25 protein-coding genes are annotated in these 25,589 nt (G+C 72.0%); 14 read left to right on the top strand and 11 right to left on the bottom strand.

The window, feature by feature from the left end; genetic code table 11:
- The first annotated feature begins 79 nt into the window (after positions 1-79).
- Positions 80-985: a Gfo/Idh/MocA family protein gene (locus ABT009_RS09240; RefSeq protein WP_351291211.1), complete on the top strand. Its 906-nt coding sequence runs from the start codon at positions 80-82 to the stop codon at positions 983-985.
- Here ABT009_RS09240 and lnt read toward each other — a convergent pair.
- Both lnt and ABT009_RS09230 read right to left on the bottom strand, forming a co-directional pair.
- Positions 909-2,537, bottom strand: a complete 1,629-nt coding sequence (lnt, locus tag ABT009_RS09235) for an apolipoprotein N-acyltransferase (protein ID WP_351291209.1) — start codon at positions 2,535-2,537, stop codon at positions 909-911. The genes ABT009_RS09240 and lnt overlap by 77 nt on opposite strands.
- Positions 2,538-2,747: 210 nt before the next feature.
- Complete coding sequence (locus ABT009_RS09230; RefSeq protein WP_351291207.1) at positions 2,748-3,245, bottom strand: nuclear transport factor 2 family protein; 498 nt, start codon at positions 3,243-3,245, stop codon at positions 2,748-2,750.
- A 71-nt stretch (positions 3,246-3,316) separates the two neighbouring features.
- Between ABT009_RS09230 and ABT009_RS09225 the strand changes: the two genes are divergently transcribed.
- Positions 3,317-4,015 carry a DUF4291 domain-containing protein gene (locus ABT009_RS09225; protein WP_351291205.1) on the top strand — a complete coding sequence of 233 codons (699 nt, stop codon included), beginning with the start codon at positions 3,317-3,319 and terminating at the stop codon, positions 4,013-4,015.
- Positions 4,016-4,099: 84 nt separating this feature from the next.
- On the top strand, positions 4,100-4,759 hold the full coding sequence (locus ABT009_RS09220; protein WP_351291203.1) for an HAD family hydrolase: 660 nt from the start codon (positions 4,100-4,102) through the stop codon (positions 4,757-4,759).
- Here ABT009_RS09220 and ABT009_RS09215 read toward each other — a convergent pair.
- Positions 4,728-5,603 (bottom strand): undecaprenyl-diphosphate phosphatase, encoded by an 876-nt coding sequence (locus ABT009_RS09215; RefSeq protein ID WP_351291201.1) that lies wholly within the window; start codon positions 5,601-5,603, stop codon positions 4,728-4,730. The genes ABT009_RS09220 and ABT009_RS09215 overlap by 32 nt on opposite strands.
- 240 nt (positions 5,604-5,843) lie before the next feature.
- Positions 5,844-7,037, bottom strand: coding sequence for an MFS transporter (locus tag ABT009_RS09210; protein WP_351291349.1), 1,194 nt, complete (start codon positions 7,035-7,037; stop codon positions 5,844-5,846).
- Between the two features lie 215 nt (positions 7,038-7,252).
- Here ABT009_RS09210 and ABT009_RS09205 point away from each other — a divergent pair, with 215 nt between their 5' ends.
- Positions 7,253-8,170 (top strand): DMT family protein, encoded by a 918-nt coding sequence (locus ABT009_RS09205; RefSeq protein ID WP_351291199.1) that lies wholly within the window; start codon positions 7,253-7,255, stop codon positions 8,168-8,170.
- 45 nt (positions 8,171-8,215) lie between these two features.
- Here ABT009_RS09205 and ABT009_RS09200 read toward each other — a convergent pair whose 3' ends face one another.
- Complete coding sequence (locus ABT009_RS09200; protein ID WP_351291198.1) at positions 8,216-8,716, bottom strand: potassium channel family protein; 501 nt, start codon at positions 8,714-8,716, stop codon at positions 8,216-8,218.
- 151 nt (positions 8,717-8,867) lie between these two features.
- On the opposite strand from ABT009_RS09200, the gene ABT009_RS09195 reads away from it, so the two are divergent.
- Positions 8,868-9,653, top strand: a complete 786-nt coding sequence (locus tag ABT009_RS09195; RefSeq protein ID WP_351291196.1) for a hypothetical protein — start codon at positions 8,868-8,870, stop codon at positions 9,651-9,653.
- Between the two features lie 94 nt (positions 9,654-9,747).
- Here ABT009_RS09195 and ABT009_RS09190 read toward each other — a convergent pair whose 3' ends face one another.
- Together ABT009_RS09190 and ABT009_RS09185 are read right to left on the bottom strand one after the other, a co-directional pair.
- On the bottom strand, positions 9,748-12,732 hold the full coding sequence (locus ABT009_RS09190) for a SpoIIE family protein phosphatase (protein WP_351291194.1): 2,985 nt from the start codon (positions 12,730-12,732) through the stop codon (positions 9,748-9,750).
- Between the two features lie 247 nt (positions 12,733-12,979).
- Positions 12,980-13,867 carry a TVP38/TMEM64 family protein gene (locus ABT009_RS09185; protein ID WP_351291192.1) on the bottom strand — a complete coding sequence of 296 codons (888 nt, stop codon included), beginning with the start codon at positions 13,865-13,867 and terminating at the stop codon, positions 12,980-12,982.
- Positions 13,868-14,196: 329 nt separating this feature from the next.
- Between ABT009_RS09185 and ABT009_RS09180 the strand changes: the two genes are divergently transcribed.
- The 3 genes from ABT009_RS09180 (at position 14,197) to ABT009_RS09170 (ending at position 17,111) form a co-directional block, all read left to right on the top strand.
- Positions 14,197-14,397 carry a hypothetical protein gene (locus ABT009_RS09180; protein ID WP_351291190.1) on the top strand — a complete coding sequence of 67 codons (201 nt, stop codon included), beginning with the start codon at positions 14,197-14,199 and terminating at the stop codon, positions 14,395-14,397.
- A gap of 133 nt (positions 14,398-14,530) precedes the next feature.
- Positions 14,531-15,745, top strand: a complete 1,215-nt coding sequence (gene tuf / locus ABT009_RS09175; RefSeq protein WP_351291188.1) for an elongation factor Tu — start codon at positions 14,531-14,533, stop codon at positions 15,743-15,745.
- A 520-nt stretch (positions 15,746-16,265) separates the two neighbouring features.
- Positions 16,266-17,111 carry a spermidine synthase gene (locus ABT009_RS09170; protein WP_351291186.1) on the top strand — a complete coding sequence of 282 codons (846 nt, stop codon included), beginning with the start codon at positions 16,266-16,268 and terminating at the stop codon, positions 17,109-17,111.
- On the opposite strand, the gene ABT009_RS09165 is transcribed toward ABT009_RS09170, so the two are convergent.
- Both ABT009_RS09165 and ABT009_RS09160 read right to left on the bottom strand, forming a co-directional pair.
- Complete coding sequence (locus ABT009_RS09165) at positions 17,098-18,465, bottom strand: MFS transporter (RefSeq protein WP_351291184.1); 1,368 nt, start codon at positions 18,463-18,465, stop codon at positions 17,098-17,100. The genes ABT009_RS09170 and ABT009_RS09165 overlap by 14 nt on opposite strands.
- 95 nt (positions 18,466-18,560) lie before the next feature.
- A complete protein-coding gene (locus ABT009_RS09160; RefSeq protein WP_351291182.1) occupies positions 18,561-19,688 on the bottom strand; it encodes a DUF8017 domain-containing protein in 1,128 nt (375 codons plus the stop codon).
- Positions 19,689-19,916: 228 nt separating this feature from the next.
- Between ABT009_RS09160 and ABT009_RS09155 the strand changes: the two genes are divergently transcribed.
- The 4 genes from ABT009_RS09155 (at position 19,917) to ABT009_RS09140 (ending at position 22,866) form a co-directional block, all read left to right on the top strand.
- Entirely contained in the window at positions 19,917-20,369 is a 453-nt protein-coding gene (locus tag ABT009_RS09155) for a DUF4442 domain-containing protein (RefSeq protein ID WP_351291180.1), read from the top strand.
- A 156-nt stretch (positions 20,370-20,525) separates the two neighbouring features.
- Positions 20,526-21,188, top strand: coding sequence for a DedA family protein (locus tag ABT009_RS09150; RefSeq protein WP_351291178.1), 663 nt, complete (start codon positions 20,526-20,528; stop codon positions 21,186-21,188).
- A 111-nt stretch (positions 21,189-21,299) separates the two neighbouring features.
- Positions 21,300-21,875 carry a gamma carbonic anhydrase family protein gene (locus ABT009_RS09145; RefSeq protein ID WP_351291176.1) on the top strand — a complete coding sequence of 192 codons (576 nt, stop codon included), beginning with the start codon at positions 21,300-21,302 and terminating at the stop codon, positions 21,873-21,875.
- Between the two features lie 139 nt (positions 21,876-22,014).
- On the top strand, positions 22,015-22,866 hold the full coding sequence (locus ABT009_RS09140; RefSeq protein ID WP_351291174.1) for an acyltransferase: 852 nt from the start codon (positions 22,015-22,017) through the stop codon (positions 22,864-22,866).
- Between the two features lie 21 nt (positions 22,867-22,887).
- Here the strand turns inward: ABT009_RS09140 and ABT009_RS09135 are convergent, their stop codons facing one another.
- A complete protein-coding gene (locus ABT009_RS09135; protein ID WP_351291172.1) occupies positions 22,888-23,754 on the bottom strand; it encodes an EamA family transporter in 867 nt (288 codons plus the stop codon).
- Between the two features lie 92 nt (positions 23,755-23,846).
- On the opposite strand from ABT009_RS09135, the gene ABT009_RS09130 reads away from it, so the two are divergent.
- Together ABT009_RS09130 and ABT009_RS09125 are read left to right on the top strand one after the other, a co-directional pair.
- A complete protein-coding gene (locus tag ABT009_RS09130; RefSeq protein ID WP_351291170.1) occupies positions 23,847-24,419 on the top strand; it encodes a helix-turn-helix domain-containing protein in 573 nt (190 codons plus the stop codon).
- A gap of 101 nt (positions 24,420-24,520) precedes the next feature.
- Positions 24,521-25,081, top strand: a complete 561-nt coding sequence (locus ABT009_RS09125; RefSeq protein WP_351291168.1) for a YbaK/EbsC family protein — start codon at positions 24,521-24,523, stop codon at positions 25,079-25,081.
- 85 nt (positions 25,082-25,166) lie between these two features.
- Here the strand turns inward: ABT009_RS09125 and ABT009_RS09120 are convergent, their stop codons facing one another.
- Entirely contained in the window at positions 25,167-25,574 is a 408-nt protein-coding gene (locus ABT009_RS09120; protein ID WP_351291347.1) for a CoA-binding protein, read from the bottom strand.
- Between the last annotated feature and the right edge of the window lie 15 nt (positions 25,575-25,589).

Raw genomic sequence — 25,589 nt, 5'->3', positions numbered from 1 at the left:
CGGGTGCGTAACCGACGGGTCCGCACGTGAAGGCCCGCACCGGGGCTCCGCCCCCAACCGCCAGGCGAGGAGAACACCTGTGAAGGTCGGCTGCATCGGACTCGGTGACATCGCGCAGAAGGCGTATCTGCCCGTGCTCACCACGCAGCCGGGCGTCGAACTGCATCTGCAGACGCGTACGGCGGCGACGCTCGAGCGGACCGCCGCCATCCACCACATCCCCGCCGAGCGCTGCCACACCGACCTGGACGCACTGCTCGCGCAGGACCTCGACGCGGCCTTCGTGCACGCGCCGACGGAGGTGCACCCCGAGATCGTCGCGCGCCTCCTCGAGGCGGGCGTCGCGACCTACGTCGACAAGCCGCTCGCCTACGAACTCGTGGACTCCGAGCGGCTCGTCGGCCTCGCGGAGGAGCGGAACACCAGCCTCGCCGTGGGCTTCAACCGGCGCTTCGCACCCGGCTACGCCCAGTGCACCGAGCACCCGCGCGATCTGATCGTGATGCAGAAGAACCGCATCGGCCTGCCGGCCCGGCCGCGCACGGTCGTGCTCGACGACTTCATCCACGTCGTCGACACGCTGCGCTTCCTGGCGCCCGGACCCATCGACCACTTCGGGGTACGGGCCCGCCTCGAGAAGGGGCTGCTGCACCACGTCGTCCTGCAGCTGGGCGGGGACGGATTCACCGCGCTCGGCATCATGAACCGGCTCAGCGGCTCCACGGAGGAGATCCTCGAGGTCTCCGGTCAGGACACCAAGCGGCAGGTCCTCAACCTCGCCGAGGTCGTCGACCACAAGGGGCAGCCGAGCGTCCGGCGGCGCGGCGACTGGGTGCCGGTGGCCCGGCAGCGCGGCATCGAGCAGGCCGTGCTCGCGTTCCTCGACGGCGCCCGGGCGGGCAAGGTGCTCAGCGCGCGGGATGCGCTGGCGACCCATGAGCTGTGCGAGCGGGTCGTACGTGCCGTCGAGGAAGAGGCCGCCTGAGGGCGAGTACGACCTCGGCGGCGCACAGCGCGATCAGAACGGCGAGGGCGGTGTGCACGGGCCAGTCGCCGAACCGGACATAGGGGGTCGTGCCCCGGGCCAGCGGCACCTCGTAGACCGCGGCGGCGCTCGCGCTCGTGCCGAGCGGGGCGCCGATCCGCTCGCCGCCCGGGCCGTACACAGCGGAAACCCCGGTGAGCGTGGAGTGCACCATCGGGCGGCCCGTCTCAGCGGCCCGGATCGCCGCCAGGGACGCGTGCTGCTGCGGGGCCCAGCTGTCCTGGAACGTGGACGTCGCCGACTGGGCGAGCAGCACCTGCGCACCGTCTCGGGTGAGGGCGCGGCTCATGTCGGGGAAGGCCGACTCGAAGCAGACCAGCGGCCCGACCGTGGGGCCGCCGTTCACCGGCATCACGACCTGCCGGGTCCCGCGCATACGGTCCTCGCCCGCGGCCTTGCCCACGGAGGTGGCCCAGCCCAGGAAGGAACGGGCCGGTATGTACTCGCCGAACGGCACGAGCCGCATCTTGTCGTAGCGTGCGCCGGTCGGGCCGTCCGGTCCGACGAGGACCGAGCTCTTGTAGATGCCGGGCCGGTCGGCGCGGCGGGCGTCCACGTTCACCAGGATGTCGGCGCCGACCTGCTGGGACAGGGCCGCTATCCGCTGCGCCAGGTCGGGGCGGGCGGAGAGGTCGTAGCCCACGCTGCTCTCGCCCCAGACGACCAGATCCAGGTCCTGACCGGCCAGGGTCCGGGTGAGGGCCTCCTCGCGTGCGAAGCGCTTCTCGGGGCCGCCGACGCCGTTGATGACGCCCGGCTGCACGACGGCGATGCGGGTCCTGCCGTCCGGCTCGGGCCGCGGCGCCCATATCCAGGCCGCGGAGCCGGCAATCGCAACGGCGACCAGCCCGGCCACCGCCGGAAGCCGCGCCGCACGCACCGAAACCAGCGCCGCCACCGCAGTGTTGACGGCGACGAGGGCCAGACTGATCAGCCACACCCCGCCCAGCGATGCGAGCCGCAGCGCCGGCGCGACCTGCCACTGGCTGGAGCCGAGCAGCCCCCACGGGCCGCCCAGTCCCTGCCAGGACCGCACCAGCTCGATCATCAGCCAGCCCGACGGCACGGCGACCAGCGCGGCCAGGACCCGCCCCAGCGACGGTCGGCCGCCCAGCACATGCCGCACCAGCCAGCCCCATGGCGCCCACAGCAGCCCGAGCAGGGCGGCGAGCACGAACGTGAACACGTGAAGGCTGGGCAGCAGCCAGTGGTGCACGGCCAGCATGAAGCCGATGCCGCCGAGCCACCCGTCGAGCACGGCCCGGCGCTCCGTACCGGCCGAGCGCGCCAGCAGGATCCAGGGCACGAGCGCCACGTATGCGAACCACCACAACGCCGGTGCGGGGAAGGCGAACGCGGGCAGACCACCGGCCACGAAGGCCGCCGCGCCGCGCCACCAGGGGGAGTCGAGACGCTCGCGCCACGCGCGCCTGCCGCCGAGCCGAGCGTCGAGTCGTCGCACATCGAGACGGTGTGCGCCGAGCACATCCATGCCGCGCCTCCCAGGTCCCCTGCAGCCCGGCGCCGCCCCCGAGATCGCCGCAGCCCGGTGCCTGCGTCCAGTGTGCGCGTCCGGGACGATCTCGGACAGGGGGCATGGTGGCGTCCCACGGTCAGTACGAGGCCACATGCCCGGTTGGCTACATGCCTGGCTGGGGCGCGCTGCCGCCTGGAAAAGGCCTCAGGTGACCTGCAAGGGGCCTCAGGTGACGGCGGGTGCCTCCTGTGCCTGCGGGCTGCGGCGCCACTTCTCCCGTACGACGACCTGGCGCAGCCGCCAGCCGCCGTCCGTCCGCAGGAGCGAGAACGCGTAACGGCCGCCGCAGACGAAGTCCGGAGCCGTGGACGCCGTGGCGGACGCCCCGTTGCCTTCCGCGAACCGCATCGGATTGACGTAGTCGGCCTGCACACGCGCGGCGTCGCCGGTGTCGTGGTCCAGGATCCCGAACCGCAGTCGTCGGTTGACGATCAGATGCTGCCGCATCGGGAAGAGCTCCATCGCGTCGGCCAGCCACCCGGCGATCTGCGCGGCGTCCCCCTCGATGCCGCCGGCCGAACGGTAGTCCGCCCGGCCGTCGGGGGTGAACAGCCCTCTGTACGCCGCCCAGTCGCCGTCGTCCACGGCCACCGCGTAGTCGGTGATCAGTGCATCGATGGCGAGCCGGTCCATCACGGTCGCGAGTTCCATGCGCTGCGTCATCGGCTCAGTCTTGAGCACACGGCGTGCCGCGCCAAGGGGTTTGCACGAGGCTACGGGACCATGCCGCACAAATGAGTGGCAGTAACCGGACGCCGGGCACCACCCTGATCACCGTGGAAGAAACGAATCTGATCAAGGAAGAGGAAAAGCTGATCGAGAAGGAATCGAAGTTGATCGAACAGGAGCCCAGACAGCGCATACGTGCCGCTCACACGGAGTCCACGATCACCGTGTACCAGGCGTACACCCCGGCGATCGGGCGGCCCGCGGCGCGTAAGGGCCGCTTTCCGGCTGCCTGGAAGCGCGACCGCATGACGTGGATCAAGCCGTCGTTCCTGTGGATGATGTACCGCTGCGGATGGGGCACGAAGGAGGGTCAGGAGACCGTCCTGGCCGTGGAGATCAGCCGCGACGGCTTCGAATGGGCCCTGCGCAACGCCTGCCTCTCCCACTACGTCCACGGACTCCACGCCGACCACGACGAGTGGAAGCGGCAGTTGAAGCAGGCGCACGCGCGCGTGCAGTGGGACCCCGAGCGTGACCTCCACCTGCGGCCGTTGCCGTACCGGTCCCTGCAGCTCGGGCTCTCGGGCGAGGCCGCTCACCGTTACGCGGACGAGTGGACGGTCGGCATCACGGACGTGACTCCGCTCGCCAGGGCGGTCCACGCGCGCGTGCGCGAAGGCGACCTGTCCGGTGCGGCGGAACTGCTTCCCGTGGAGAGGCCGTATCCCGCGGACGAGGAACTCCTCGGGCACCTCAGGTCGTAGCCGGGGACGCCTTCGGACGCAGCCACCCCGGCCCTCCGTCGTGGCCCGCCGGAGTTCGGCCGTCGGCGCCGTAGGATCCCAGCGATGATTCACACCATCGTGCTCGATGTGGGAGAGACCCTCACCAAGGACGACCGGTACTGGGCGTCGTGGGCCGACTGGCTCGACGTGCCGCGGCACACGCTCTCCGCGCTCGTGGGGGCCGTCGTCTCCAGGGGCGGCGACAGTGTCGAGGCCCTGCGCCTTGTGCGACCCGGCATCGACGTCGACGCGGAGTACTACGCCCGGGAGGCGGCGGGGCAGGGCGAGAACCTCGACGAGTCCGACCTCTACCCTGACGCCCGGCCCGCCCTCGCCGAGCTCCTCAAGCTCGGCGTGCGCCTCATCGTCGCCGGGAACCAGACCTCTCGCGTCGCGGAACTGCTGCGGGACCTCGACCTGCCCGTCCATCTCATCGTGACCTCGGGGGACTGGGGCGTGGCGAAGCCGGCCCCGGAGTTCTACGAGCGCGTCCTCGAGGTGGCCCGGGCCGAACCGCAGGAGATCATGTACGTCGGCGACCATCCAGCCAACGACGTCTTCCCCGCCAAGGAGGCCGGGCTGCGCGTCGCCCATATCCGCCGCGGACCGTGGGGGCACTTCTGGGCCGACGACCCGGCCGTCGTCGAGGCGGCGGACTGGCGGATCGACGGCCTCAGGGAGCTGGCGGAGATCAGCCGGCCGACTCGCCCGCGTGCGGGCTGAGGACCCCGGTCGCCACCAGGGCGAACAGCACGATCCCGAGGATCACCCGGTAGTACACGAAGGGCATGAAGCTCTTGGTCGAGATGAACTTCATGAACCACGCGATGACCGCGTATCCTGCCACGAACGCGATGATCGTCGCGAAGATCGTCGGGCCCCACGAGACATGGCCGCCCTCTGCCGCGTCCTTGAGTTCGAAGACTCCGGAGGCGAGCACCGCGGGGATGGCCAGGAGGAACGAGTAGCGGGCGGCGGCCTCGCGCTTGTAGCCCATGAGCAGGCCGCCGCTGATCGTGGCACCGGACCGGGAGACGCCGGGGACCAGCGCCATCGCCTGGCAGACGCCGTAGATCAGGCCGTCCCGTACGCCCAGTTCCTTGAGCGTCTTGCGTTCCTTCACCGCCCGGTGCTTGCCGCCGTTCTCGTCGCGTGCCGCGAGACGGTCGGCTATGCCGAGGATGACGCCCATCACGATGAGCGTGGTGGCGATCAGCCGCAGGTCGCGGAACGGGCCCTCGATCTCGTCTTTGAACGCGACACCCAGCACGCCGATCGGCAGCGAACCGACGATCACCAGCCAGCCCATCTGCGCGTCGTGGTCGCTGCGCATGGCCTTGTCGGCGAGTGACCGGAACCACGCCGAGACGATCCGCACGATGTCCTTGCGGAAGTAGATCAGCACGGCCGTCTCCGTGCCGATCTGGGTGATGGCCGTGAACGCCGCACCCGGGTCGTGCCAGCCGGCGAAGGCCGCGGTCAGCCGCAGATGGGCGCTCGATGAGATGGGGAGGAACTCGGTCAGCCCCTGGACGAGTCCGAGGATGAAGGATTCAAACCAAGACATGAAGTGCGGATCCAAGTGCTGATCAGGAGCTGACCGCGGACTCGCAGGTCAGGGGGCGGGCGTACGGCAGGCGTGACGGTGCTGGTCGGTGGCGGGTGACTGGCTGGGACGGCTGTGGCGGCGGTGATGTGCGCGCACGCGCTGATCAGCGCTCGCCGTGGGGCAGCGTAGCGTCCCTGGGTGACAGGGGTACGACCGGGTGAGGGCCTCACGTCTCCCCCGCGCGGCGTCACGCCTGCTCTACTCCGCGTCGGCCCCGTGTATACCCCCGCCGCCCGGACGGCGACGTGCGCGGGCCTGGCCCTGCCCTCTGCGGTGCGCTGCGAGGGCCAGCAGCGGACCGGCCGCGAGGAGCAGCGCGAGGGCCGCGTACCCGTAGGCGAGAGTGGACAGCGTGGCGACGGCGGCGACCAGGAGGGGGCCGCCCGCGTCACCGAGTTCCCGGCCGAGTTCGGCGGAGCCCATGGTCTGGCCGAGCCGTTCGGTGGGCGTGGCGGTGGCCAGGGCCGCGAAGCCGAGGGGTGTGATGAGCCCTGTGCCGGCCCCGATCAGGACGGCGCCGCTCAACACGCCCACCAGCCCGGGCAGCATCGCGCAGCCCAGTCCCGCCGCCGTGATCAGCAGGCCCGCCGTGAGGCCGCCGCGCGCGGTGAGTCGTCCGTCGTCCAGCGCACGGCCCGCCCTGGGCTGGACGAACGCGGCGCAGGCCGCGAGCACCGACACGGCGGCTCCGGTGGCGACGGTGCCGAGCCCCGCCGCGGCGCCGGACACCGGCAGGAACCCCACGCCCACCGACAGCGCGGCCGTCGCCCCGGCCAGTGCGGCCGTCGGCCCCAGGAAGACCGGATCTGCCAGCCGCCGGGCCAGGTCGAGCAGTGTCTGCCGGGCCTTGGGCAGCGGCGGTACGTGCGGCACGGACAGCGCCGCCCAGAGGGCGACCGCCGCGCCCAGCACGGCCAGTACCGCGAACAGCAGGCGCAGACCGCCGGCCCACACCAGCACGCCGCCCAGCAGTGGACCGAGCGTGTAGCCGATCGACTTGTGGAAGCCGTAGCTGCCGAACGCCCGCCCGTGTCTGACCGCCGGGTTCAACCGTGCCACCAGCGCCGACGCCGACGGCGAGAACGCGGAGGCGGCGGCGCCCTGACCGAGCCGGGCCGCCCACAGCCAGCCGGGGGAGTCCGCCACCACGTACGCGGCGGACGCTGCGGCGAACGCCACGAGCCCGCCCAGCAGCACCGGCCGCGCACCGATCCGGTCGGCGAGCGTCCCGAACAGCGGCTTGAGCAGCACCTCCGCGCCGTCGTACAGGGCGAGCAGCCCGCCCAGTACGAGGAGCGAGGTCACCGCGTCGTCGGAGAAGCCGCCGAGGTTCGCGGCGATGCCGTGTGCGCCGAACGCGGTGGTGAAGCCGGCGGCGTACAGCGGCCACATCTGCCGTCCCGGCGCTGACTTCCCGGGTGAGGTCGTGCTCATCGCCCGTTCCCCGGGTGCCTTCTCAGCGCTCACGCCTAGGAACGTATCGGTTGCCGGCGTCAGCAGTCACTGTCCTGGTCGGCTCATCGGTCCGGGTCCGGAGTGCAAGGGACCGGAGTGACACACCGTGAGTGCACAGGGGCACAGGCCGCCACGGCGATTACGGTGCGTACATGGCATACGGCGTGCTGCTGGCGCTCTGCGCTGCGGTTCTCATGGGCGTGGCGACGGTGCTGCAGGCCCTGGGGGCGCGCATGGAGACCGGCGGCGGGCCGGTGCGGGCGATGTTCCGGTGGCCGTTCCTGGTCGGTGTCGCTGTGGACACGATGGGATTCCTGGCCGAGGTGGTGGCCCTGCGTTCGGTGCCGTTGTTCCTGGTGGAAGCGGCAATCGCGTCGTCGTTGGCGGTCACCGCGGCCGTGGCGGCCGCGGTGCTGCGCGTACGGCTGCGGCCTGCGGAGTGGGGTGCCGTCTTCGCGGTGTGCTGCGGCCTCGCGGTGCTGGCCGTCGCCGCCGGGCACGAGGGCACGAGCGACGGCGATGCCCGACTCCGCTGGGTGACGCTGGCGACATCGGTGGGGCTGGTGGTGCTGGGCTGGGTGGTGAACCGAACCCTCCACCGCGCCCGTGCCGCGGTGCTCGGCGGCATCGCGGGGCTGAGCTTCGGGCTGACCGGGATCGGGGTGCGGCTCCTGCCCGACGACATCACGGTGACGGGCGTGCTGGCCGCGCCGACGGCGTACGCCGTGGTCGTCTCCGGGCTCGGCGGATATCTGCTGCTCATCGAGGCCCTGCGGTCCGGATCGGTCGCCGCGGCGACTGGGGCGATGGTGATCGGCGAGACCGTGTGGCCCGGGTTGTTCGGCGTGGTGTGGCTCGGTGACACGACGCGGCCGGGTTTCGCGCCGCTGGGCATCGCCGGCTTCGTGGTCTCCATCGCGGGCGCCCTGGCACTGGCCCGGTTCGGGGAGGCGGAGCAGACGGCGCCTGAGGGGTCGGGAGGGCCGGGCAGGCCGGAAGATTCGGCGGGGTCTGGGGAGTTGAGGGAGCCGCGGGAGTCGCGGCCGAGGGAAGACACCGAGGACGAGTAAGGGGAGGACGGGCATGCCACCCGGGCGGACGCTCCGCGCCCGGCCTCAGCCGGTCCCGTCCGCGCCACCGTCGTGCCGGGCCAGTGCGCGCTCCAGACGGTCGAAGCGCTCATGCAGGGCCAGGGCGGTCTCATCGCACATGCGGTGTGCGGCACGTTCGGCCGCCTCGGCCGCCGCCGCGAGATGGCCCTGGCGTTTCTGCTCGCGCCCCACGAACCAGGTGGCGATCGCGGCGGTCACCATCCCGTACGTCGTGATGCCGACGGCCATCACGACGGTGGCGACGATCCGGCCCCACAGGGTCACCGGGTACAGGTCGCCGTAGCCGACAGTCGTCGCCGTCTCCACGGACCACCACAGGGCCTTCGGATACGTCGTGATGCTCGCTCCCGGTGCGTCACGCTCGGCGGCGACCACGGCCCAGGACCCCGTGAGCATGGTGACGGCCAGGACCACGGTCGCGCCGCCCGCCGCCTTGAGATGCAGCGAGCGGCCTTCCCGGCCGAGCAGCAACTCGACCGCCTTGGCGAGGAACCCGGGCAGCATGCCCGGGATCCTGCGATACGAGGCTCGGCGCACCGCACGAGGCGCGCCTTCCGGGTCCGCGGGTGCCACCCGTACGGACCCGAGAGGTGGTGGGCTCCGGCGGCCGGTGGTGGGTTGGGAGCAGACACCGCTCACCGAGGAGGCACCCGAGATGAAGCACGCAGCCTGCGTATCCCGTGGCCGTGGCGTGGGGGCGGTGCTGGCCGCAGCGGCACTGATGGCGACTGCGGCGTGCTCTGGCGGCAGCGCCGTCTCGGTGGTCGCCGCACCGACCGCCACGGGACCGACCCCGACGGGCTCACCGCTCACCGAAAGACAGGCGGACACCGCGCTGATCGGCGCCTCCGACCTCGGCTCACCGTGGGAGCAGACGGATCAGGACGCCGCCCACGACGGGCTGCTCGAGGGCGAGGTGGACGGAGGCAGCAAGGACTGCCAGAAGTTCCTCGACCGGCTGGAGGACGGCGATCTGCTGGGCGACAAGACGTCGGAGGACGCCTCCCGCGTGTTCTACAACAGCGCGAACGAGGCGTATCTGGACTACGAGGTCGCGGCGTACAAGGACCAAGCCGACGTGCAGAAGGAGATGGACTGGCTGAAGAAACTGCCGCAGACCTGCGACCAGTTCACGGCCAAGGTCGGCCCCGACAAGACGGACGCCACCGTGCAGGTCATCGAGTTCGGGCTGCCGGACGCGGGTGGCGACCACATCGGCCTGAACACGAAGCTCACCACGAAGGTGGAGGGCGAGGACGCCACTCTCACCCTCGACTCCGCGGCCGTACTCATGGGTCCGAACGGCATCACCCTCACCAACGGCGGGCTGCAGGGCGCGGAGCGGGACGCCACCGAACAGGCCGCGCAGCTGGGCAGCCAGCGACTGCAGCAGGTCATGGAGGGCAAGACACCGGCGGAGACGCCCGGCGAACAGGACTGACCTGCAGTCGACAGGACGACTTGCGACTGCCGAAAGGACCACGGTCGAAGGGACCGCTGCCGAAAGGACCACGGCTGAGAGGACCGTCCAGCGGTCACGGCAGGGGCTGCTCGGTCCAGATGCTCTTGCCCTTCGCGAAGTAGCGCGTGCCCCAGCGCTGCGAGAGCGCGGCTACCAGTTGCAGGCCGCGGCCGCCCTCGTCGGTGTCCCGGGCGCGGCGGATACGAGGCGTGGTCGGGCTTCCGTCGGTGACCTCGCAGATCAGGGAGCGGCTCTTCAGCAGCCGTAGCTGGATGGGGCCCCTCGCATGCCGGACCACGTTGCCGACCAGTTCGCTGGCGAGCAGTTCCGTGGTGTCGACGAGGCCGTCGAGCCGCCAGTCGATGAGCTGCTGCCGGACGTGGTCCCTCGCCTGGCCTGCGGCTATCGGCGCCTCCGGCAGCCACCAGGACGCCACGTCGCCGGCCGGCAGGGCGTGCGTGCAGGCCACAAGCAGGGCGGTGTCGTCGCTGGTCTGCTGCTGTTCGGGGACGAGAGCCGAGGTGAGCGTGTCGCACAGCTGCTCCAGGTACGGCGCGCCGCGTGGCGGACACGCGGCGGGCCGGTCGAACCCTTCGGGCTGGGGGTCCCCCCTGCTCGAGCGAAGCCGAGAGCTCGGGGGAGGGCCGGCGGCGGTGGCGAGGAGGCGGGAGAGATGGCTCATGCCGCTGTCGATGTCGCGGTGCGCCGACTCGACGAGGCCGTCGGTGTACATGACCAGAAGGCTGCCGTCCTCCACCGTCACCTCGGTGGTCTCGAAGGGCGGCGTCGCCGCGCCGAGCGGCGGGTCCGTGGCGAGCGCCGGGAAGTGCACACTGCCGTCAGGACGGACGAGGGCCGGGGGCGGGTGGCCCGCACAGCCGAAGGTGCAGACGCGGGCGACCGGGTCGTACACGGCGTAGAGACAGGTGGCGTAGAAGTCGACGCCCAGATTGCTGACCACGTCGTTGAGGTGGGACAGCACCTCGTCGGGGGGCAGCTCCAGACCGGCCAGGGTGTGGACGGCGGTCCGCAGCCGGCCCATGGTGGCGGCCTCGGACAATCCGTGGCCCATCACGTCGCCGATCACCAGGCAGACCCGCTCGGCCGACAGCGGGATCACGTCGTACCAGTCGCCGCCCACGTCCAGCCCCTCGGTGGCCGGCAGATAGCGTGCGGCCACGGTGACGGCGGGCAGCGACGGCAGTTCCTGGGGCAGCAGGCCGCGCTGCAGCTCCTGGGTGCGGACGTGCTCCGCGTCGTACAGCCGGGCCCGCTCCAGTGCCTGGGCGACGAGCCCGCTGAGCGCAGTCAGCAGGGCTCTGTCCTCGTCGCCGAACCGGCGCGGCTGGGGAAAGGAGATCACACAGCAGCCGATGGGCTGCCCGGAGACGATCAGGGGCAGAAAGGCCCAAGCATGCTTCCCGCCTTCGAATGCGGCCTCCGCGAAAACCGGATAGCGACGGCGCATCTCCGCCCTCGAGGAGATGTACTGCGGAGCGCCGGCCAGGATGGCGTCATTGTTCGGCGCCGTATCCCTGAGACCGATCCGGTCGGGGACCCTGCCAAGGAACTCCCTGTCGTACCCGACGCCTCCAACGACCCGCAGGCCGTCGCCCTCCACCAGCTGGACGACCAGACCGTTGGCGCGGAACGGGGGCAGCACGCGCTCCGCGACGGCCGTCACCACGTCCTGGACGCTGACCGCCTCCGCGAGCGCGGCGTTGAGCTGCTCGATGCGCGCGGTGCGCTCGGCGGCGGCGCCCTCGGCCGCGGTGCGCCGCTCCTCCGCCAGCCGCTTGTCGGTCACGTCCGTGAAGTAGACCGTCAGTCCGTCCGGCACCGGGACCAGGCGCATGTGGTACCAGCGCTGGTCGGTCGGCCACCGGACATCGAAACCGACCGGGATCCGGTCGGCGACGGCCTGCCGGCAGCGGGCCTCCAGCCATGCGACCGGAATACCGGGGAGCGCCCACAGCAGCTTCCCGATGAGGCCCCGCCAGGGGCCGAGGAGGCGCTCGGCCTGCAGGTTCACATAGGCGATCCGCAGGTCGTCGCCCATCGCCAGGAACCCGTCGCTCATGTGCCGCACGGCGCGCCCCACGGAGTCCATGGCGATCCGCTTGTCGGTGGTGTCCCACAGCGTGCCGGCCATGACCGTCGGCTCTCCATCCTCGCCGAGCAGCACCTGGCCGCGCGCCTCGACCCAGCGGATGGTGCCGTCGGGGCGGCAGACCCGGTACTCCGTGACCGAGTAGCCGCGCTTCTCGACGGCTTCCCGGAGGTCGGCCTGCACCCGCGACAGGTCGTCGGGGTGCAGCAGCTCGATGAACGTGTCGAGCTGCCCGTGGAAGGTCTCCGGGTCGAAGCCGAAGAGCTGCATCGTCATCTCGTCCCAGCTCAGCCGCCCGGTGCGCAGGTCCAGGTCCCACGTACCGACCTGGGCTGTCCTCAGCGCCTGCTGGAACCGCGGCCCGGTCCACTGCTTCTCGTCCGCCGACCAGGCCGGGTTTACCGTGCGCGCCTTGGGCAGGCCGGGATTCCGCAGCCGCTCGGACACCCACCCGGCGACCGTTTCCAGGAACTCGCGCTGTGCGGTCGAAGGCGGGCCGGGCGCGGTGGTGACGACCGACAGGACTCCGAACGGGCCACCCGGAGCGGGCAGCGGCACCGCGGCCATTCCCGTGCCGCCGGGGAAGGCATCAGGGTCCTCCTCGTCGCCGGGCGCCGGAAGCCACACCAGAGCGCCCTCGCGCAGGGCAAGCGCAGGGACGGTCTCGTCCTGACGGCCGACGATCTCCCACGCCTTCGTGACCTCGTGAGGCAGCCCGCTCACCGTCACCAGATCGAGTCGCTCGCTCTCGCCGGGAACGCGCTGCAGATGGACCATGCCGCCGAGCCCACCGAGATCGGCCACCGCATGGTGCAGCGCCAGCCTCAGCATCTCGACGCCGGTGTGCTCGTCGCCCAGCCGCATGAGCACCCGCATCCGGGCGGCCTCGGGCCGCTCCGCCGCCGTGCGCGCCGGAGCCTGCGGAAGCAGGGGCCGGCTCTCACTCACCTGACCGGCGCCCTTCCGGGCTCGCCATCACCACAGCATCACTATGCGCTGCGGGGGTGCGAAGAGGAAACGCCCGGTGGTGCCGGGATCCGGTGACGGCCTGGCCCGGACCTGCAGGTCCCCGCCTGGATCGCGGCTCTGCGGCTCCGCGTCATCGCGGTCCGCCTTCGCTCGTCCGTTCGTGTGTTCCTGGTTCCGCGGTGGGCCGCGGATGCCAGGCAGCCCCTCGGCGCTGCCTGCCTATGGCTCAGTGCCCGCGCAGGCGGTGGCGCTTGCACCACGCCAAGACGGCCGCGGCCACACCCGTCACCGCGATGAACCCCATCGCGATCAGGAAGACGGGCGACGTCGGTGTGGAGGCGCGGGCGCCCGCCACCACGTACGCCGCCGTGTTGGGGATCGAGCCGAGCGCCGTGGCGAGCAGGAACGGCAGCCAGCCCATGCGGGACACGGCCGCGCAGTAGTTGGCGGCCCAGAACGGCACGCCGGGGAAGAGCCGTGCCGCCATCATCGACCGGAAGCCGTGCCTGCTCAGCTGACCGTCCGCGGCCTTGAGCCAGCGGGCCCGCAGCAGCGGTCGCAGCGCCTCCTGCCCCAGCAGACGGCCGAGCCCGAATGCGGCGCCCGCGCCGATCACCGTGCCCGCGAGCGCGGCGCCGAGCCCCAGCTGGGAGCCGAACAGGGCGCCCGCCGCGAGGTTGAGCAGCGGCCGCGGGACGAAGGCGACGGTGCACACGCCGTACGCCACCGCGAAGACGACGACCGCGGCCGCGCCGTTCAGGTGCGGCGGCCAGCCGTCGGCCAGCAACCGCTGCGGCTCGAACAGCAGCACAGTCGTGGCGGCGGCCGCGAGCAGCACGACCAACAGGGACAGCCGGGCCCACGGGGACAACAGCACCCTGATACTGCGGGTTGCGAGGCCCACCGGGCCAGGTGCGGCGAAGACCGCGGGCCGGGCGCCGGTGACATCGGCAGGCCGGGCGCTGGCGAGGTCCACCAGGCCCGCGACGGGCAGGGTCGATGCGCTCGTGCTGTTCGCGCTCGTGCCGTTCGAGCCTGCGGGATCGCCGGTGGGCCCGTCCGCGGGGCGGGTGGTGGCGAGGCCGGCTGGTCGGCCGGCGGCGGGGTCGAGCATCCGGGGAGACTAACCGACCCAGGTGAGCAAAAGCCGTATGGTGCGTCTCACGAGCGTCACAGGATCGGGAACACCGACCGCACCGGTCGCAGTGAACTCACCGGCACCGGCACCGGCACCGGCACCGGCCGCGATCCGCAGGCGCGGTCCGCGGGCGGGCCCAGCGGCCGGCTCGCCGCTGCCCTCCCCGCCCTCGCCCCGGGCGCAGGCAGCGACCGTGCGGCTCTCCACGGCCTCACGTCCCCTGAGCCGCCGTCACCTCAGCGCATGGCACGGGCAGCACCCCCGCCCCGCGAAAATTCGGTCGACGTGCCGACGGCGCCTGAGCCATGATCGACGACATGTTCCGGCACGCCTTCCTCGCAGCGCCGTCCGCAGTCGCGGACGCGCCGAAGGCTGCCCTCGTCGCCGCCACCGCAGCCGCATCCGCGGCGGCCGGTGTCGCAACCGACACCGCAACTGCCGCAGCCGCGGCCGCCCTTGTCGCAGTCGCAGCTGCCGCGGCGCCCCTCGACGGCGCCCGAAGCTGACCCTTCCCGGACAGTCCGGCGGACCCCGCAGGGGGAGGGTCGGCAAGGCCCTGGGGTCCACGTCCCGACTCCGCGCCCATCACGCGCGTCGGGACCATCGCTTACGCGTTCCGGAGAGGAACCACAGCCAGCCATGTCCAAGACGGCATACGTGCGCACCAAACCGCACCTCAACATCGGCACCATGGGCCATGTCGACCACGGCAAGACCACCCTGACCGCCGCCATCACCAAGGTGCTGGCCGAGCGCGGCACCGGCACCTTCGTGCCCTTCGACCGCATCGACCGCGCGCCCGAGGAGGCCCAGCGCGGCATCACCATCAACATCGCGCACGTCGAGTACGAGACCGACACCCGTCACTACGCGCACGTCGACATGCCCGGCCATGCCGACTACGTCAAGAACATGGTCACCGGCGCGGCCCAGCTCGACGGGGCGATCCTCGTCGTCTCCGCGCTCGACGGGATCATGCCGCAGACCGCGGAGCACGTACTGCTCGCCCGCCAGGTCGGCGTCGACCACATCGTCGTCGCCCTCAACAAGGCCGACGCGGGCGACCCGGAGCTGACGGACCTCGTCGAGCTGGAGGTCCGCGAGCTGCTGTCCGCGCACGGGTACGGCGGCGAGTCCGTGCCAGTCGTGCGGGTGTCCGGCCTGCGTGCCCTGGAGGGCGACCCGCAATGGACGGCGGCGATCGAGGCGCTCCTTGACGCCGTGGACACGTATGTCCCGATGCCCGAGCGGTACGTGGACGCGCCGTTCCTGCTGCCCGTGGAGAACGTCCTCACCATCACGGGCCGCGGCACGGTCGTCACCGGCGCCATCGAGCGGGGCACGGTGCGGGTCGGCGACCGCGTGCAGGTCATCGGCGCGGACACCGAGACCGTGGTGACCGGCCTCGAGACCTTCGGCAAGCCCATGACGGAGGCGCAGGCCGGGGACAACGTGGCGCTGCTACTGCGCGGCGTGCCGCGCGACGCGGTGCGCCGCGGCCACGTCGTCGCCGCACCGGGCAGCGTCACGCCCAGCCGTCGCTTCACCGCGCAGGTGTACGTCCTGTCGGCGCGCGAGGGCGGCCGGACGACGCCCGTCGCGACCGGGTACCGGCCGCAGTTCTACATTCGTACCGCGGACGTGGTCGGCGACATCGACCTCGGCGCGACAGCGGTCGCCCGGCCCGGCGACACCGTCACCATGACGGTCGAACTGGGCCGCGACATCCCCCTCGAGCCGGGCCTCGGCTTCGCCATCCGCGAGGGCGGACGCACGGTGGGGGCCGGGACGGTCACGACGGTCGGCGATGCGGGCGCTGTCCCGCCCGCCCCGCCCGCTCCGGCGGTCGTCTGACGGCGGTCGGCAGGAGTTGAGGTCCGGTCGGCAGGAGTCGAGGTCCGGCCGACCGGCTCGCGTGTCCGGTCGGCCGGTGTCGACGGTCCGTTCTGCCGGTCTCTGGTGTGCCCGTCTCCCGTACGGCGCAGGACGGGCACACCACGGCCATCCGGTGACCACGCCGCGCGAGGCAGGGGCACGCGCGCGTGCGGGCCGGCGCGGTCCCGCCCGCCCCAGCGGCCGTCTGACGGCGGCCGGCGGGAGCCGACGAACCGGTCGGTGCACGGTACGGCCGGCGGAGCCCACAGTCCGGCCGGCGAATGCCGCTGCCCGCTCCCGCATACGCCGCAGCGGGCGCGACGCCACGGCAGGGGCACCACGCGTGCGTACCCGCGCTCGCAAGGACCCGCCGTGGGCGTCCCACCGCTCGCAGGGCACGCGCGCGTCCGGCTCCACCAGGCCGAGGCAGCGCCCCTCGCGCCGGCGGGCGGGACGTCCAGTGGGCGGGACACACGCGGGCGGGACGCACAATAGAGCCGTGGAAGAGCCGATACCCGTCACCCGCCCCGTCGATCACGGCGTCACCAAACTCCTTCCCGACGTGGACCGGGACCGGGCGTGGCTGCTCACGGTCGACGGGGCGCCCCAGTCGTACGTGGACCTCGACGAGCCGGCGCACCTGGAGTTCGAGTACGCGCAGCGGCTCGGGCACGTCCTCGACACCGCCGGGGCACCGGGCCGCCCCCTCGACGTACTGCACCTCGGCGGCGGCGCGCTCACCCTGCCCCGCTATCTCGCCGCCACCCGGCCCGGCTCACGTCAGCAGGTCGTGGAGGCCGACCGCGCCCTGCTCGCGCTCGTCACCGAACACCTGCCCCTCCCCGACGGCGCGGACATCACGGTGCACGGCGCGGACGCCCGCGCATGGCTGGAAAGCGCCCCACCCGCCTCCGTGGACATCCTGGTCGCGGACGTGTTCGGCGGGTCACGCGTCCCCGCGCACCTCACCTCGCTCGCGTACGCGCGCGCCGCCGAGCGGGTGCTGCGGCCCGGAGGCCTCTACGCGGCGAACCTCGCCGACGGCGCGCCCTTCGCCTTCCTCCGCTCCCAACTCGCAACCTTCTCCGCGGTCTTCCCGGAGCTCGCGATGATCGCCGAGCCGGCCGTCCTACGAGGCCGTCGCTTCGGCAACGCCGTGCTCGTCGCGTCGCACGAGCCGATCGACATCGTGTCACTGTCCCGGCGTACCGCCGCCGACGCCTTCCCCGCACGAGTCGAACACGGGCCCGCCCTGCGCGCCTTCATCGGGGACGCGGCACCGGTACGCGACGAGGACGCGGTGGCGTCGCCCGAACCACCGGCCGGCGCCTTCAGCGTGGGCTGACCCGCGCTCCCGGCACGTCATCCGAAGCCCCGTCCCCGGCCTCGGCCCGACCAACAGACCCGGTACCGGGGCCGGCAGTCCCGGTACCGGCGCCCTCAGCCTGCACGACCTCCGTCGTACGCCGCCGCAGGTTCCGTACGTCCGGTACGAACAGCACCGCCGCCGTGACCAGGACCACCATGGCCGCGCAGCCCCACAGGGACGCCGTACGCCCGAAGGCGCTCTCCGCCGGGCCCGCCAGGGCGGTGGCCAGCGGAACCATGGCGATCGAGCCGAACCAGTCGTAGGCCGAGACGCGGGACAGCTTGTCCTCGGGGATCTCCTGGTGCAGGGCCGTCATCCAGGACACGCCGAACACCTCGATGGCCACGCCGCTGACGAACATCACCGCGGCCAGCCCGGCCACGGGCAGCGGCACCGCGAGCGCGGCGGACGGTGCGGCGAGCGGGAACACGCACAGGGTCCCGGCGAACAGCAGTCGCCGCGGCTTCCACCGCATCATCAGCAGCGCACCTCCGACCGTGCCCGCCCCGAACGCGCCGAGCGCCAGACCCCACGGCCCCGCCCCGCCCAGCTCGTCCCGGGCGACCAGCGGACCGAAGACCGACTCCGCGGCGCCGACGACCGCCACCACGACCGAGAACTGAGCGACGATCGACCACAGCCAGGGCCGTCCCACGAACTCCCGCCAGCCGTCCCGCAGATCCGCCAGCATGCCCCCGCCGGGCTCGCGCGGCGGAATGTGACTCACGTCCAGGAACGCCCGCAGCGCCCCGGCCACCGCGAACGCCACCGCGTCCACCAAGAGCACCCAGCCAGGACCGACCGCCGCGACCATCGCCCCGCCGAGGGCCGCGCCGCCCAGCCCTGCACCCTGCATCGCCATGCGGAACAGCGCGAACGCCCGGCCGGCCTGCTCCCCGCTGACGGACGACATCAGCATGCCCTCGGCCGCCGGATTGAAGAAGGCCTGGCCCGTGCCGCCGAGCGCGGTCAGCAGCATCATCTGCCACAGCTGCGGGTCGCCGGCGAGGACGAGCACGGCGAACGCACCCTGCGACACGAAGTTGAGGGCGTTGGCGGCGACCATCACGCGGTGCCGCGGCAGCCGGTCCGCGACCGCACCGCCGATCAGCAGGAAGACCACGAGGGGGAGCGTGCGGGCCGCGGCCACCAGACCCACGTCGCCGCCGTCGCCCCCCGCGTCGAGGACCGCGAACGCCGCCGCGATCAGCGCGCCCTGGCTGCCCAGGTTCGTCACCACCGCGGCGGCGGTCAGCAGCGTGTAGTTGCGGCCCGCCCAGTCGGGGCGGCGGAGACGTCTCGGAGAGGCAGAGGCGGCGGCAGTCTTCACCGAGGGACTATCGCCGCCGCCGGGCCGACTTGCCAAACCGATTTTTCGACGATACGGGTGTGCGGCCGGAGATTCTCCCCGGTCGCCCCCCCGGATCACCCCTCCTCGGGCTCGCCGCTCAGCCGTACCGTGCTGAGGATCTTCTTCACCGTCGCGTCCGGGACCTCCTCGCTCACGCCCTTGGCGCCGTAGAACGTCCACGAGACGAAGTCGCCCTTGGAGTTCTTGAAGGCGAACGTGGTGGCCTTGCCGTCCGAGGCGCACTTATTGGTCTTCTCGACCCCGGTCGAATAGGTCGTCGCGACGCTGCCCTTGATGCCGGCCGTGGTCGTGTACGACTCCGGCTTGCCTATCTTGAGCTTCTTCTTGTCGGCATCCTTCTGATCGGTGTAGCCGCCGAACACCCACCACGCCGAGTCGTTACGGGCGACGTCCTCGGTGTTCTTGGCGCCGTTCTGCCCCTTGGTGCCCGCCGCGGCGAGCTCTCTGTCCTCCGTGCGCCCGTCCTTGTCCGAGTCGGTGATGCACCACTTCTCCTTGAGGAACGCGGGCGCCGACATGCCGATGAGCGCTGAACCGTCCCCCTTCTTCTCGTCCTCGAAGCCGATGAAGAGGCCCGACGACTTGACCGTCCATTCCGCCGGTACGTCGAAGGCGGTGCCCCACTTGGGGTTCACCACGACCTTCCAGCCGGGGATCGTCGGCTTGATGTCGTCGCTGTCGCGCGGGTTTGCTCCGCCGGTCGCGTCCGTGGCGGTGGGCTCCGCGGACTTGGTCGCCGCCGACGACTTCGCCGGGCCGGGTCCCGCGGAGTCGTCCTTGTCGCCGCCCAGGACCAGAAAGCCGGTGACGCCTGCGGCCACGACGACGGCGGTGGCCGCGACGATCGCGGTGATCTTCGTCGCCCTGGCGTCGTCACGCGGCGGCTGGGGCGGGCCGGGCGGCACCGCCGGAGTCCCCCACTGCTGCCCCGGCTGCTGCCCGTAGGGCTGCTGGGCTGCGTACGGCTGTTGCGCGTATCCGGGCTGCGGGGTCCCGGGCTGCGGGTACCCGGGCGACGCGTAACCGGGCTGCTGCGCATAGGGGTTCGGCTGCTGGTACCCCGGCTGCTGGTACGGGTTGTGCTGCTGTCCCTGCTGGTCCTGACCCCCCGCGTGCTGACCCTGCGGGTTCTGGTCCTGCGGATTCTGCTCGCCCCCGGGCGGCTGCTGTCCTGGCCACATGGACCGTAACCCTAGCCGCGCCCGGGAACGATTTGGTCACCACTCTTCGCCAGTGACGTACCGGATCCCGGCCGATGCGCGAACTGCCCTGTGCCCGTGCCGTCTGGAATGTGACGTGCCGTCAAGGGAGCGGCAGTCAGGGTGCGTTCAGCCGTCGCCGCCGTGACGGTGGCGGATGGTGATTCATCCCTGGCCAAGGAGCGCTACCCGTGGGTAACATTCGGCCTCATGAGCGCTGACCAGATGTCGATCGGCGAGATGCTCGCCGCCACGGTGCCGATGGCCCGCACAATGAACCTCGAGTTCCTCGAGACCTCGCCGGAGAAGGCCGTGGTGGCCCTGCCGGACCAGAGCGACTACCACAACCACGTCGGCGGACCGCACGCCGGCGCGATGTTCACACTGGGCGAGACCGCCAGCGGGACGATCGTCCTCGCCGCCTTCGGGGACCAGCTGACCCGGGCCGTGCCGCTCGCCGTCAGCGCCGACATCGCGTACAAGAAGCTCGCCATGGGGCGCGTCACCGCGACCGCGACCCTCGGCCGACCGGCCGCCGACGTGATCGCCGAGCTCGACGCCGGGAAGCGGCCCGAGTTCCCGGTGTCCATCGCGATCCAGCGCGAGGACGGCGCCGTCACGGGCGAGATGTCCGTTGTGTGGACGCTCCGCCCCAACGGCTGACGTCACGGCGCCCGCGGCGCGGCGGCGACGGTGGTCAGGGTGCCTCCAGGGCTCCGTGGGGGTCGGGTGACGGGGGCCAGCAGGTAGGCTGCCCGCACGCGCGCTCGGAAGTGGGAGCGCAGGCCGGGTCGACGCACAGAACGGGAGGGACCGGCGTTGCACGTCCAGGAATGGCTCGAGACGGTGCCGGCGGTCAGCATCTACGCCCTGGTGGGTGTGGTCATCGGCCTGGAGAGCCTGGGCATCCCGCTGCCGGGCGAGATCATCCTCGTCTCGTCCGCGCTGCTCGCCTCCCAGCACGGGGACATCAACCCGGTCGTCCTCGGCGCTTGCGCCACCGCGGGCGCGATCATCGGTGATTCGATCGGCTACGCGATCGGGCGCAAGGGCGGACGGCCCTTGCTCGCCTGGCTCGGCCGCAGGTTCCCGAAGCACTTCAGCGAAGGCCACGTCGCGACCGCGGAGCGGTCCTTCGAGAAGTGGGGCATGTGGGCGGTGTTCTTCGGCCGCTTCGTCGCCCTGCTGCGCATCTTCGCCGGCCCGCTCGCCGGCGTCCTGCGCATGCCGTACTGGAAGTTCCTGATCGCCAACGTGCTGGGTGGCATTCTCTGGGCCGGCGGCACCACCGCGGTCATCTACTACGTGGGGATCGTCGCCGAGTCGTGGCTGAAGCGGTTCTCGTGGCTCGGCCTCGTCGTGGCCCTGGCCATCGGCCTCCTCTCGATGCTGATCCTCAAACGGAAGACGAAGAAGGCCGCGGCCGGGACGGCGCAGGCGGCGGACTCCACCGAGCCTCAGCCGGTCCCGGCCGGCGACTGATCGCCGGCGCCCGACCCAGCCCGTTGTGATCTTCGCCCCAGCGGGCGCCCGTACGCGCCCGTGTCCCCTACGGTGCTCTCGGCGCGGCGTACCAGCGGTAAGGAGTCGGAAGTGACAGGTCAGGCAGGGCGGTCGGGGCAAGGGCACCAGGCGGGGCAGGCGCTGATCCGCGGAGTCGGCGGACAGGAGCCGAAGGTCTCCGAGGACGCCTTCGTCGCTCCGACGTCCGTCGTGCTCGGCGACGTCGTCATGGCCGCGGGCTCGAGCGTCTGGTACCAGACCGTGCTCCGCGGAGACGGCGGCCCGATCGTCCTCGGGGCAGACAGCAACATCCAGGACAATTCCACCGTGCACGTGGACCCGGGCTTCCCGGTCACGATCGGGGAGCGGGTGTCCGTCGGGCACAACGCGGTCCTGCACGGCTGCACGGTGGAGGACGACGTCCTCATCGGCATGGGCGCCACGGTGCTGAACGGCGCGCGAATCGGCACGGGCTCGCTGGTCGCCGCCCAGGCGCTCGTTCCGCAGGGCATGCAGGTGCCGCCCGGCTCGCTGGTCGCGGGCGTGCCCGCCAAGGTCAAGCGCAGCCTCACCGACGAAGAGCTCGAGGGCATCAAGCTGAACGCCGCCGTGTACGTGGAGCTGGCGAAGCGGCACCGAGAGGCGTTCTCGGACGACGAGGGCTGAGCCGAACGCTCAGACGAGGGCTGATCGGGCGCAACGCGGAGTCCGGCGGAGACCGACGCGGTGTGAAGTCCGGCGGCGTGGGGTGAAGATCACAGCTGTTCGCCCTCTGGCTCGTACTCCCGCTGAGTACCGTGAGCGGGTGCCGAAAAGCAAGAACATGTTCTCGTCCCTGACCGCGTGGCGGCGCCGCGTCACGCAGCGCGCCGTCCATGTGGGATGGGCGTGGGTGCAGCGGACGGGTGCCGTCACCGCCGAGCGGCCGGGCAGCCTCCGCTTCGGCACGCTCGGACACGGCACGAGGCTTGCCTTCCCCCAGGGGACCGTCTTCGGCGAGCCCTGGATCCATCTCGGTGACCACTGCATCATCGGCGAACAGGTCACCCTGACGGCCGGGTTGATGCCCGACCTCGACCTCGGGCCCGACCCCATCCTGCGCATCGGCAACGGTGTGGTGCTCGGCCGCGGCAGCCACGTCATCGCCGACACGACGGTGACCATCGGTTCCGACTGCTACTTCGGGCCCTACGTGTACGTCACGTCCACGAACCACTCGTACGACGACCCGCACGAGCCCATCGGCAAGCAGTGGCCGCGGATGGAGCCGGTCGAGATCGGTCCGGGCTGCTGGATCGGGACCGGGGCGGTGATCCTGCCGGGCGCGAGGATCGGCCGCAACGTGGTGGTCGCGGCGGGCGCGGTCGTACGCGGATCCGTCCCCGACCATGCGGTCGTGGCCGGCGCACCGGCCCGTGTCGTACGCCGCTGGGACCCGGACCAGGGCTGGCAGCCGCCGCTGCGCACTCCCGCCCCGGTGCCGATTCCGGAGGGGGTCACTCCGGAGCAGCTGCGGGCGTTGGCGGAGCTGCAGGCGGGTCCCGATCCTGAGGAGGACTCGTCTGAGACGGTGTCGGGGCTCGGCGGGGGTGTTCCGGAGGTGCGGCCGGGCGAAGCTGCGCCGGTTGTGGAGTCGGGTGGCGGCACGTCGGCTTGAGGGCCGGCGGCGTCAGTCGAGTCAGCCGCTCGCCAGTAGGACCGTACCGACCAGAGCCAGGCCCGCCCCCGCCGCCTGTACGCCGCGCAGCCGCTCACTGAGCACACCGCGCGCGGCGAGAGCGGTGACCACCGGATAGAGCGAGGCCAGGACCGCGGCCACCGTGATGGGACCGTTCTGGGCTGCGAGCGAGTACGTGCCGTTGGCCGCCACATCCGCCAGACCGACGAAGCCCAGCGCCGGGACCGCCGGCCAAAGGGTGCGCCATCCGGCCCCCTCCGGCAGCGCCGAGCCGCCGCGCCGCACGGAGGCGTACAGGGCCGTGCCGCCCGCGATCACATTGGTCAGGCGCTGCACGAACAGCGCCAGGAAGAGACCGGCGATCGTCGTCGACGCCTCGGCGATCAGCACCATCACCGTGCCGAAGCCGAAGGCCGCGACCAGGGTCAGGGCGATCGCCTGCCGCTGCACCGGCGCCCCGCGCCACTGCGGCCCGCCCGCGAGCACGACCCCGGCAACGGCCACCGCGATACCCGCGTACTGCAGCAGTCCGGGCCGCTCACCGAGGATCAGCCCGATGCCCACCGGGACGGAGACACCCAGGGTGCCGAGCGGCGATACGACACCCATCGGGCCGAGAGCGAGCGCCTTGTAGAAGGAGAGCATGGCGACCGGACCGACCAGGCCCGCGGCGGCGGCGAACCACAGTTGCGGCCCTGCCTCGCTCCAGGCGCCGGTCGCGATCACGATCACGCCGAGGACGACCGTGGCGATCGCCTGCGAGGCGACGACCACGGTGAGGGCCGGAAGGCGTCGCGTCAGCAGCCCGCCGCCGAAGTCGGCCAGGCCCCACAGGAGGCTGGTGGCCAGGGCGAAGAGTGCTGTCATGGTCGACCTCGCAGTACAGTGCAGTGAACCTCGGTTGCACCCCACCGTAGTTCATTAGATTGAACTCTGTCATCCAGAATATTGGACGGAACGTGTCGGATCTCGACCTGCTGACTCAGTCCCTGGCGCGCAACGTCAAGCGTTGTCGCAACGAGCGCGGCTTCACTCTGGAGGCCCTCGCCGCCCGCGCCGGAGTCAGCCGCGGCATGCTCATCCAGATCGAGCAGGCCCGCACCAACCCCAGCCTCGGCACCGTCGTCAAGATCGGGGACGCCCTCGGGGTCAGCATCACGACCCTGCTCGACTACGAACAGGGGCCCAAGGTCCGGATCGTCCCGCCCGAGCAGGCGGTGCGCCTGTGGCACACCGAGGCGGGCAGCTTCAACCGGCTGCTGGCCGGTATGGAGGCCCCGGGTCCGCTGGAGATGTGGCAGTGGCGGCTCATGCCGGGGGAAGGCAGCAGCTCCGACCCGCACCCTGCCGGAACCGTCGAGCTGATCCATGTCACGGCGGGCGAGCTCACCCTCGTCGTGGACCGCGCGGAGTACGCCGTACCGACGGGCACGAGCGCGTCCTTCGAGGCCAACGCCACGCACGCGTACCGCAACGACGGCGACGAGCCGCTGGAGATGACGATGACCGTCTCGGTGCCGGCGGTGCGCTGAGGCGGTCTGATGTGCCGGGCCGCTGCCGTGGGCTCGGCCGGGTCCTGCCGCGGGTTCGGTGTGCCGGTCGCCGCTCGCGGTGCGGCTGTTAGCGTGCGGTTATGCGTGCACCCATCGGAAACTTCGACGACGTCCGGACCGCTCCCGACAGCCTGGACCTGCTGACCCAGCCCGTCGCAGACGCCGTACGCCACTGGCGCGGCACCGTGCCCGCAGAACAACTGCTCTACGTCGACAGCGACCCGGCCGTCGCCGACACCGCCGTCTTCGTCGAGCACTACGGCCCCGACCTGCTGGAGACGTCCGCGAACTGCGTGGTGGTGGCCGGCAAGCGCGCAGGCGAGACCAGCCTCGCCGCCTGTCTCGTGCTCTCCCGCACCCGGGTCGACGTCAACGGCGTGGTACGCCGCCAACTGGGCGCACGCAAGGCCTCGTTCGCGCCCATGGAGACCGCGACCGGCGCGACGGGCATGGAGTACGGCGGCATCACCCCGATCGGCCTGCCCGCCGACTGGCCGCTCCTGGTCGACGCGGCCGTCGTGGACCTGCCGCATGTCCTCATCGGCAGCGGCAGCCGCCGCGGCAAGCTCATCGTGCCGGGCAAGGTGTTCGCGGAGCTTCCGGGTGCGGTGGTGCTCGAGGGCCTCGGCATCGTCGGCTGAGGCCGGGCGGTCGAACGGCCGAACGGGCGGACCCGGGCCGAACGGGCGGACCCGCCCGCGCCGCGACCCCGCCCGAGACCCGGCCTCAGCCCAGCCGCGGAATCTCGATGGCCGGGCAGCGGTCCATGACCATGTCGAGGCCCGCGGCGCGGGTCCGCTCGTACGCGGCCTCGTCGATCACGTCGAGCTGGAACCAGATCGCCTTCGCACCGATCGCCACGGCTTCGTCGGCGACCGCCCCGGCGAGGTGGGAGTTCACGAAGACGTCCACGACGTCCACGTCGAAGGGGATGTCGGCGAGAGAGGCGTACCCCTTCTCGCCATGCACCGTCTCGGCCTTCGGGTGGACGGGGACGATGCGCTTGCCGTAGCGCTGCAGGACGCCGGCCACGCCGTAGGCCGCGCGGCGCTGGTTGTTGGACAGGCCCACCACGGCCCAGGTGTCCCCCAGTTCGGTCAGCATCTTCCGAACGACTGCCGGATCGCCGTACACGTCCTGTCTCCTCTG

The organism is Streptomyces sp. NPDC002896, assembly GCF_040295225.1.
Taxonomy (GTDB): Bacteria; Actinomycetota; Actinomycetes; order Streptomycetales; family Streptomycetaceae; genus Streptomyces.
The sequence above is the reverse complement of the archived record's forward strand: the minus strand, read 5'-3'. Positions and strand labels throughout refer to the sequence as shown.

Bases quoted from the DNA above. Each gene is read 5' to 3' on its own strand.
- ABT009_RS09180 (WP_351291190.1), top strand. From the start codon at position 14,197: ATGATCGACGACATGTTCCGGCACGCCTTCCTCGCAGCGCCGTCCGCA.
- ABT009_RS09155 (WP_351291180.1), top strand. From the start codon at position 19,917: ATGAGCGCTGACCAGATGTCGATCGGCGAGATGCTCGCCGCCACGGTG.
- lnt (WP_351291209.1), bottom strand. From the start codon at position 2,537: ATGGATGTGCTCGGCGCACACCGTCTCGATGTGCGACGACTCGACGCT.
- ABT009_RS09205 (WP_351291199.1), top strand. From the start codon at position 7,253: ATGGCATACGGCGTGCTGCTGGCGCTCTGCGCTGCGGTTCTCATGGGC.
- ABT009_RS09200 (WP_351291198.1), bottom strand. From the start codon at position 8,716: ATGCTGCCCGGGTTCCTCGCCAAGGCGGTCGAGTTGCTGCTCGGCCGG.
- ABT009_RS09230 (WP_351291207.1), bottom strand. From the start codon at position 3,245: ATGACGCAGCGCATGGAACTCGCGACCGTGATGGACCGGCTCGCCATC.
- ABT009_RS09215 (WP_351291201.1), bottom strand. From the start codon at position 5,603: ATGTCTTGGTTTGAATCCTTCATCCTCGGACTCGTCCAGGGGCTGACC.
- tuf (WP_351291188.1), top strand. From the start codon at position 14,531: ATGTCCAAGACGGCATACGTGCGCACCAAACCGCACCTCAACATCGGC.
- ABT009_RS09210 (WP_351291349.1), bottom strand. From the start codon at position 7,037: ATGTGGCCGCTGTACGCCGCCGGCTTCACCACCGCGTTCGGCGCACAC.
- ABT009_RS09220 (WP_351291203.1), top strand. From the start codon at position 4,100: ATGATTCACACCATCGTGCTCGATGTGGGAGAGACCCTCACCAAGGAC.
- ABT009_RS09195 (WP_351291196.1), top strand. From the start codon at position 8,868: ATGAAGCACGCAGCCTGCGTATCCCGTGGCCGTGGCGTGGGGGCGGTG.
- ABT009_RS09135 (WP_351291172.1), bottom strand. From the start codon at position 23,754: ATGACAGCACTCTTCGCCCTGGCCACCAGCCTCCTGTGGGGCCTGGCC.
- ABT009_RS09160 (WP_351291182.1), bottom strand. From the start codon at position 19,688: ATGTGGCCAGGACAGCAGCCGCCCGGGGGCGAGCAGAATCCGCAGGAC.
- ABT009_RS09125 (WP_351291168.1), top strand. From the start codon at position 24,521: ATGCGTGCACCCATCGGAAACTTCGACGACGTCCGGACCGCTCCCGAC.
- ABT009_RS09225 (WP_351291205.1), top strand. From the start codon at position 3,317: ATGAGTGGCAGTAACCGGACGCCGGGCACCACCCTGATCACCGTGGAA.
- ABT009_RS09185 (WP_351291192.1), bottom strand. From the start codon at position 13,867: ATGCTCGACCCCGCCGCCGGCCGACCAGCCGGCCTCGCCACCACCCGC.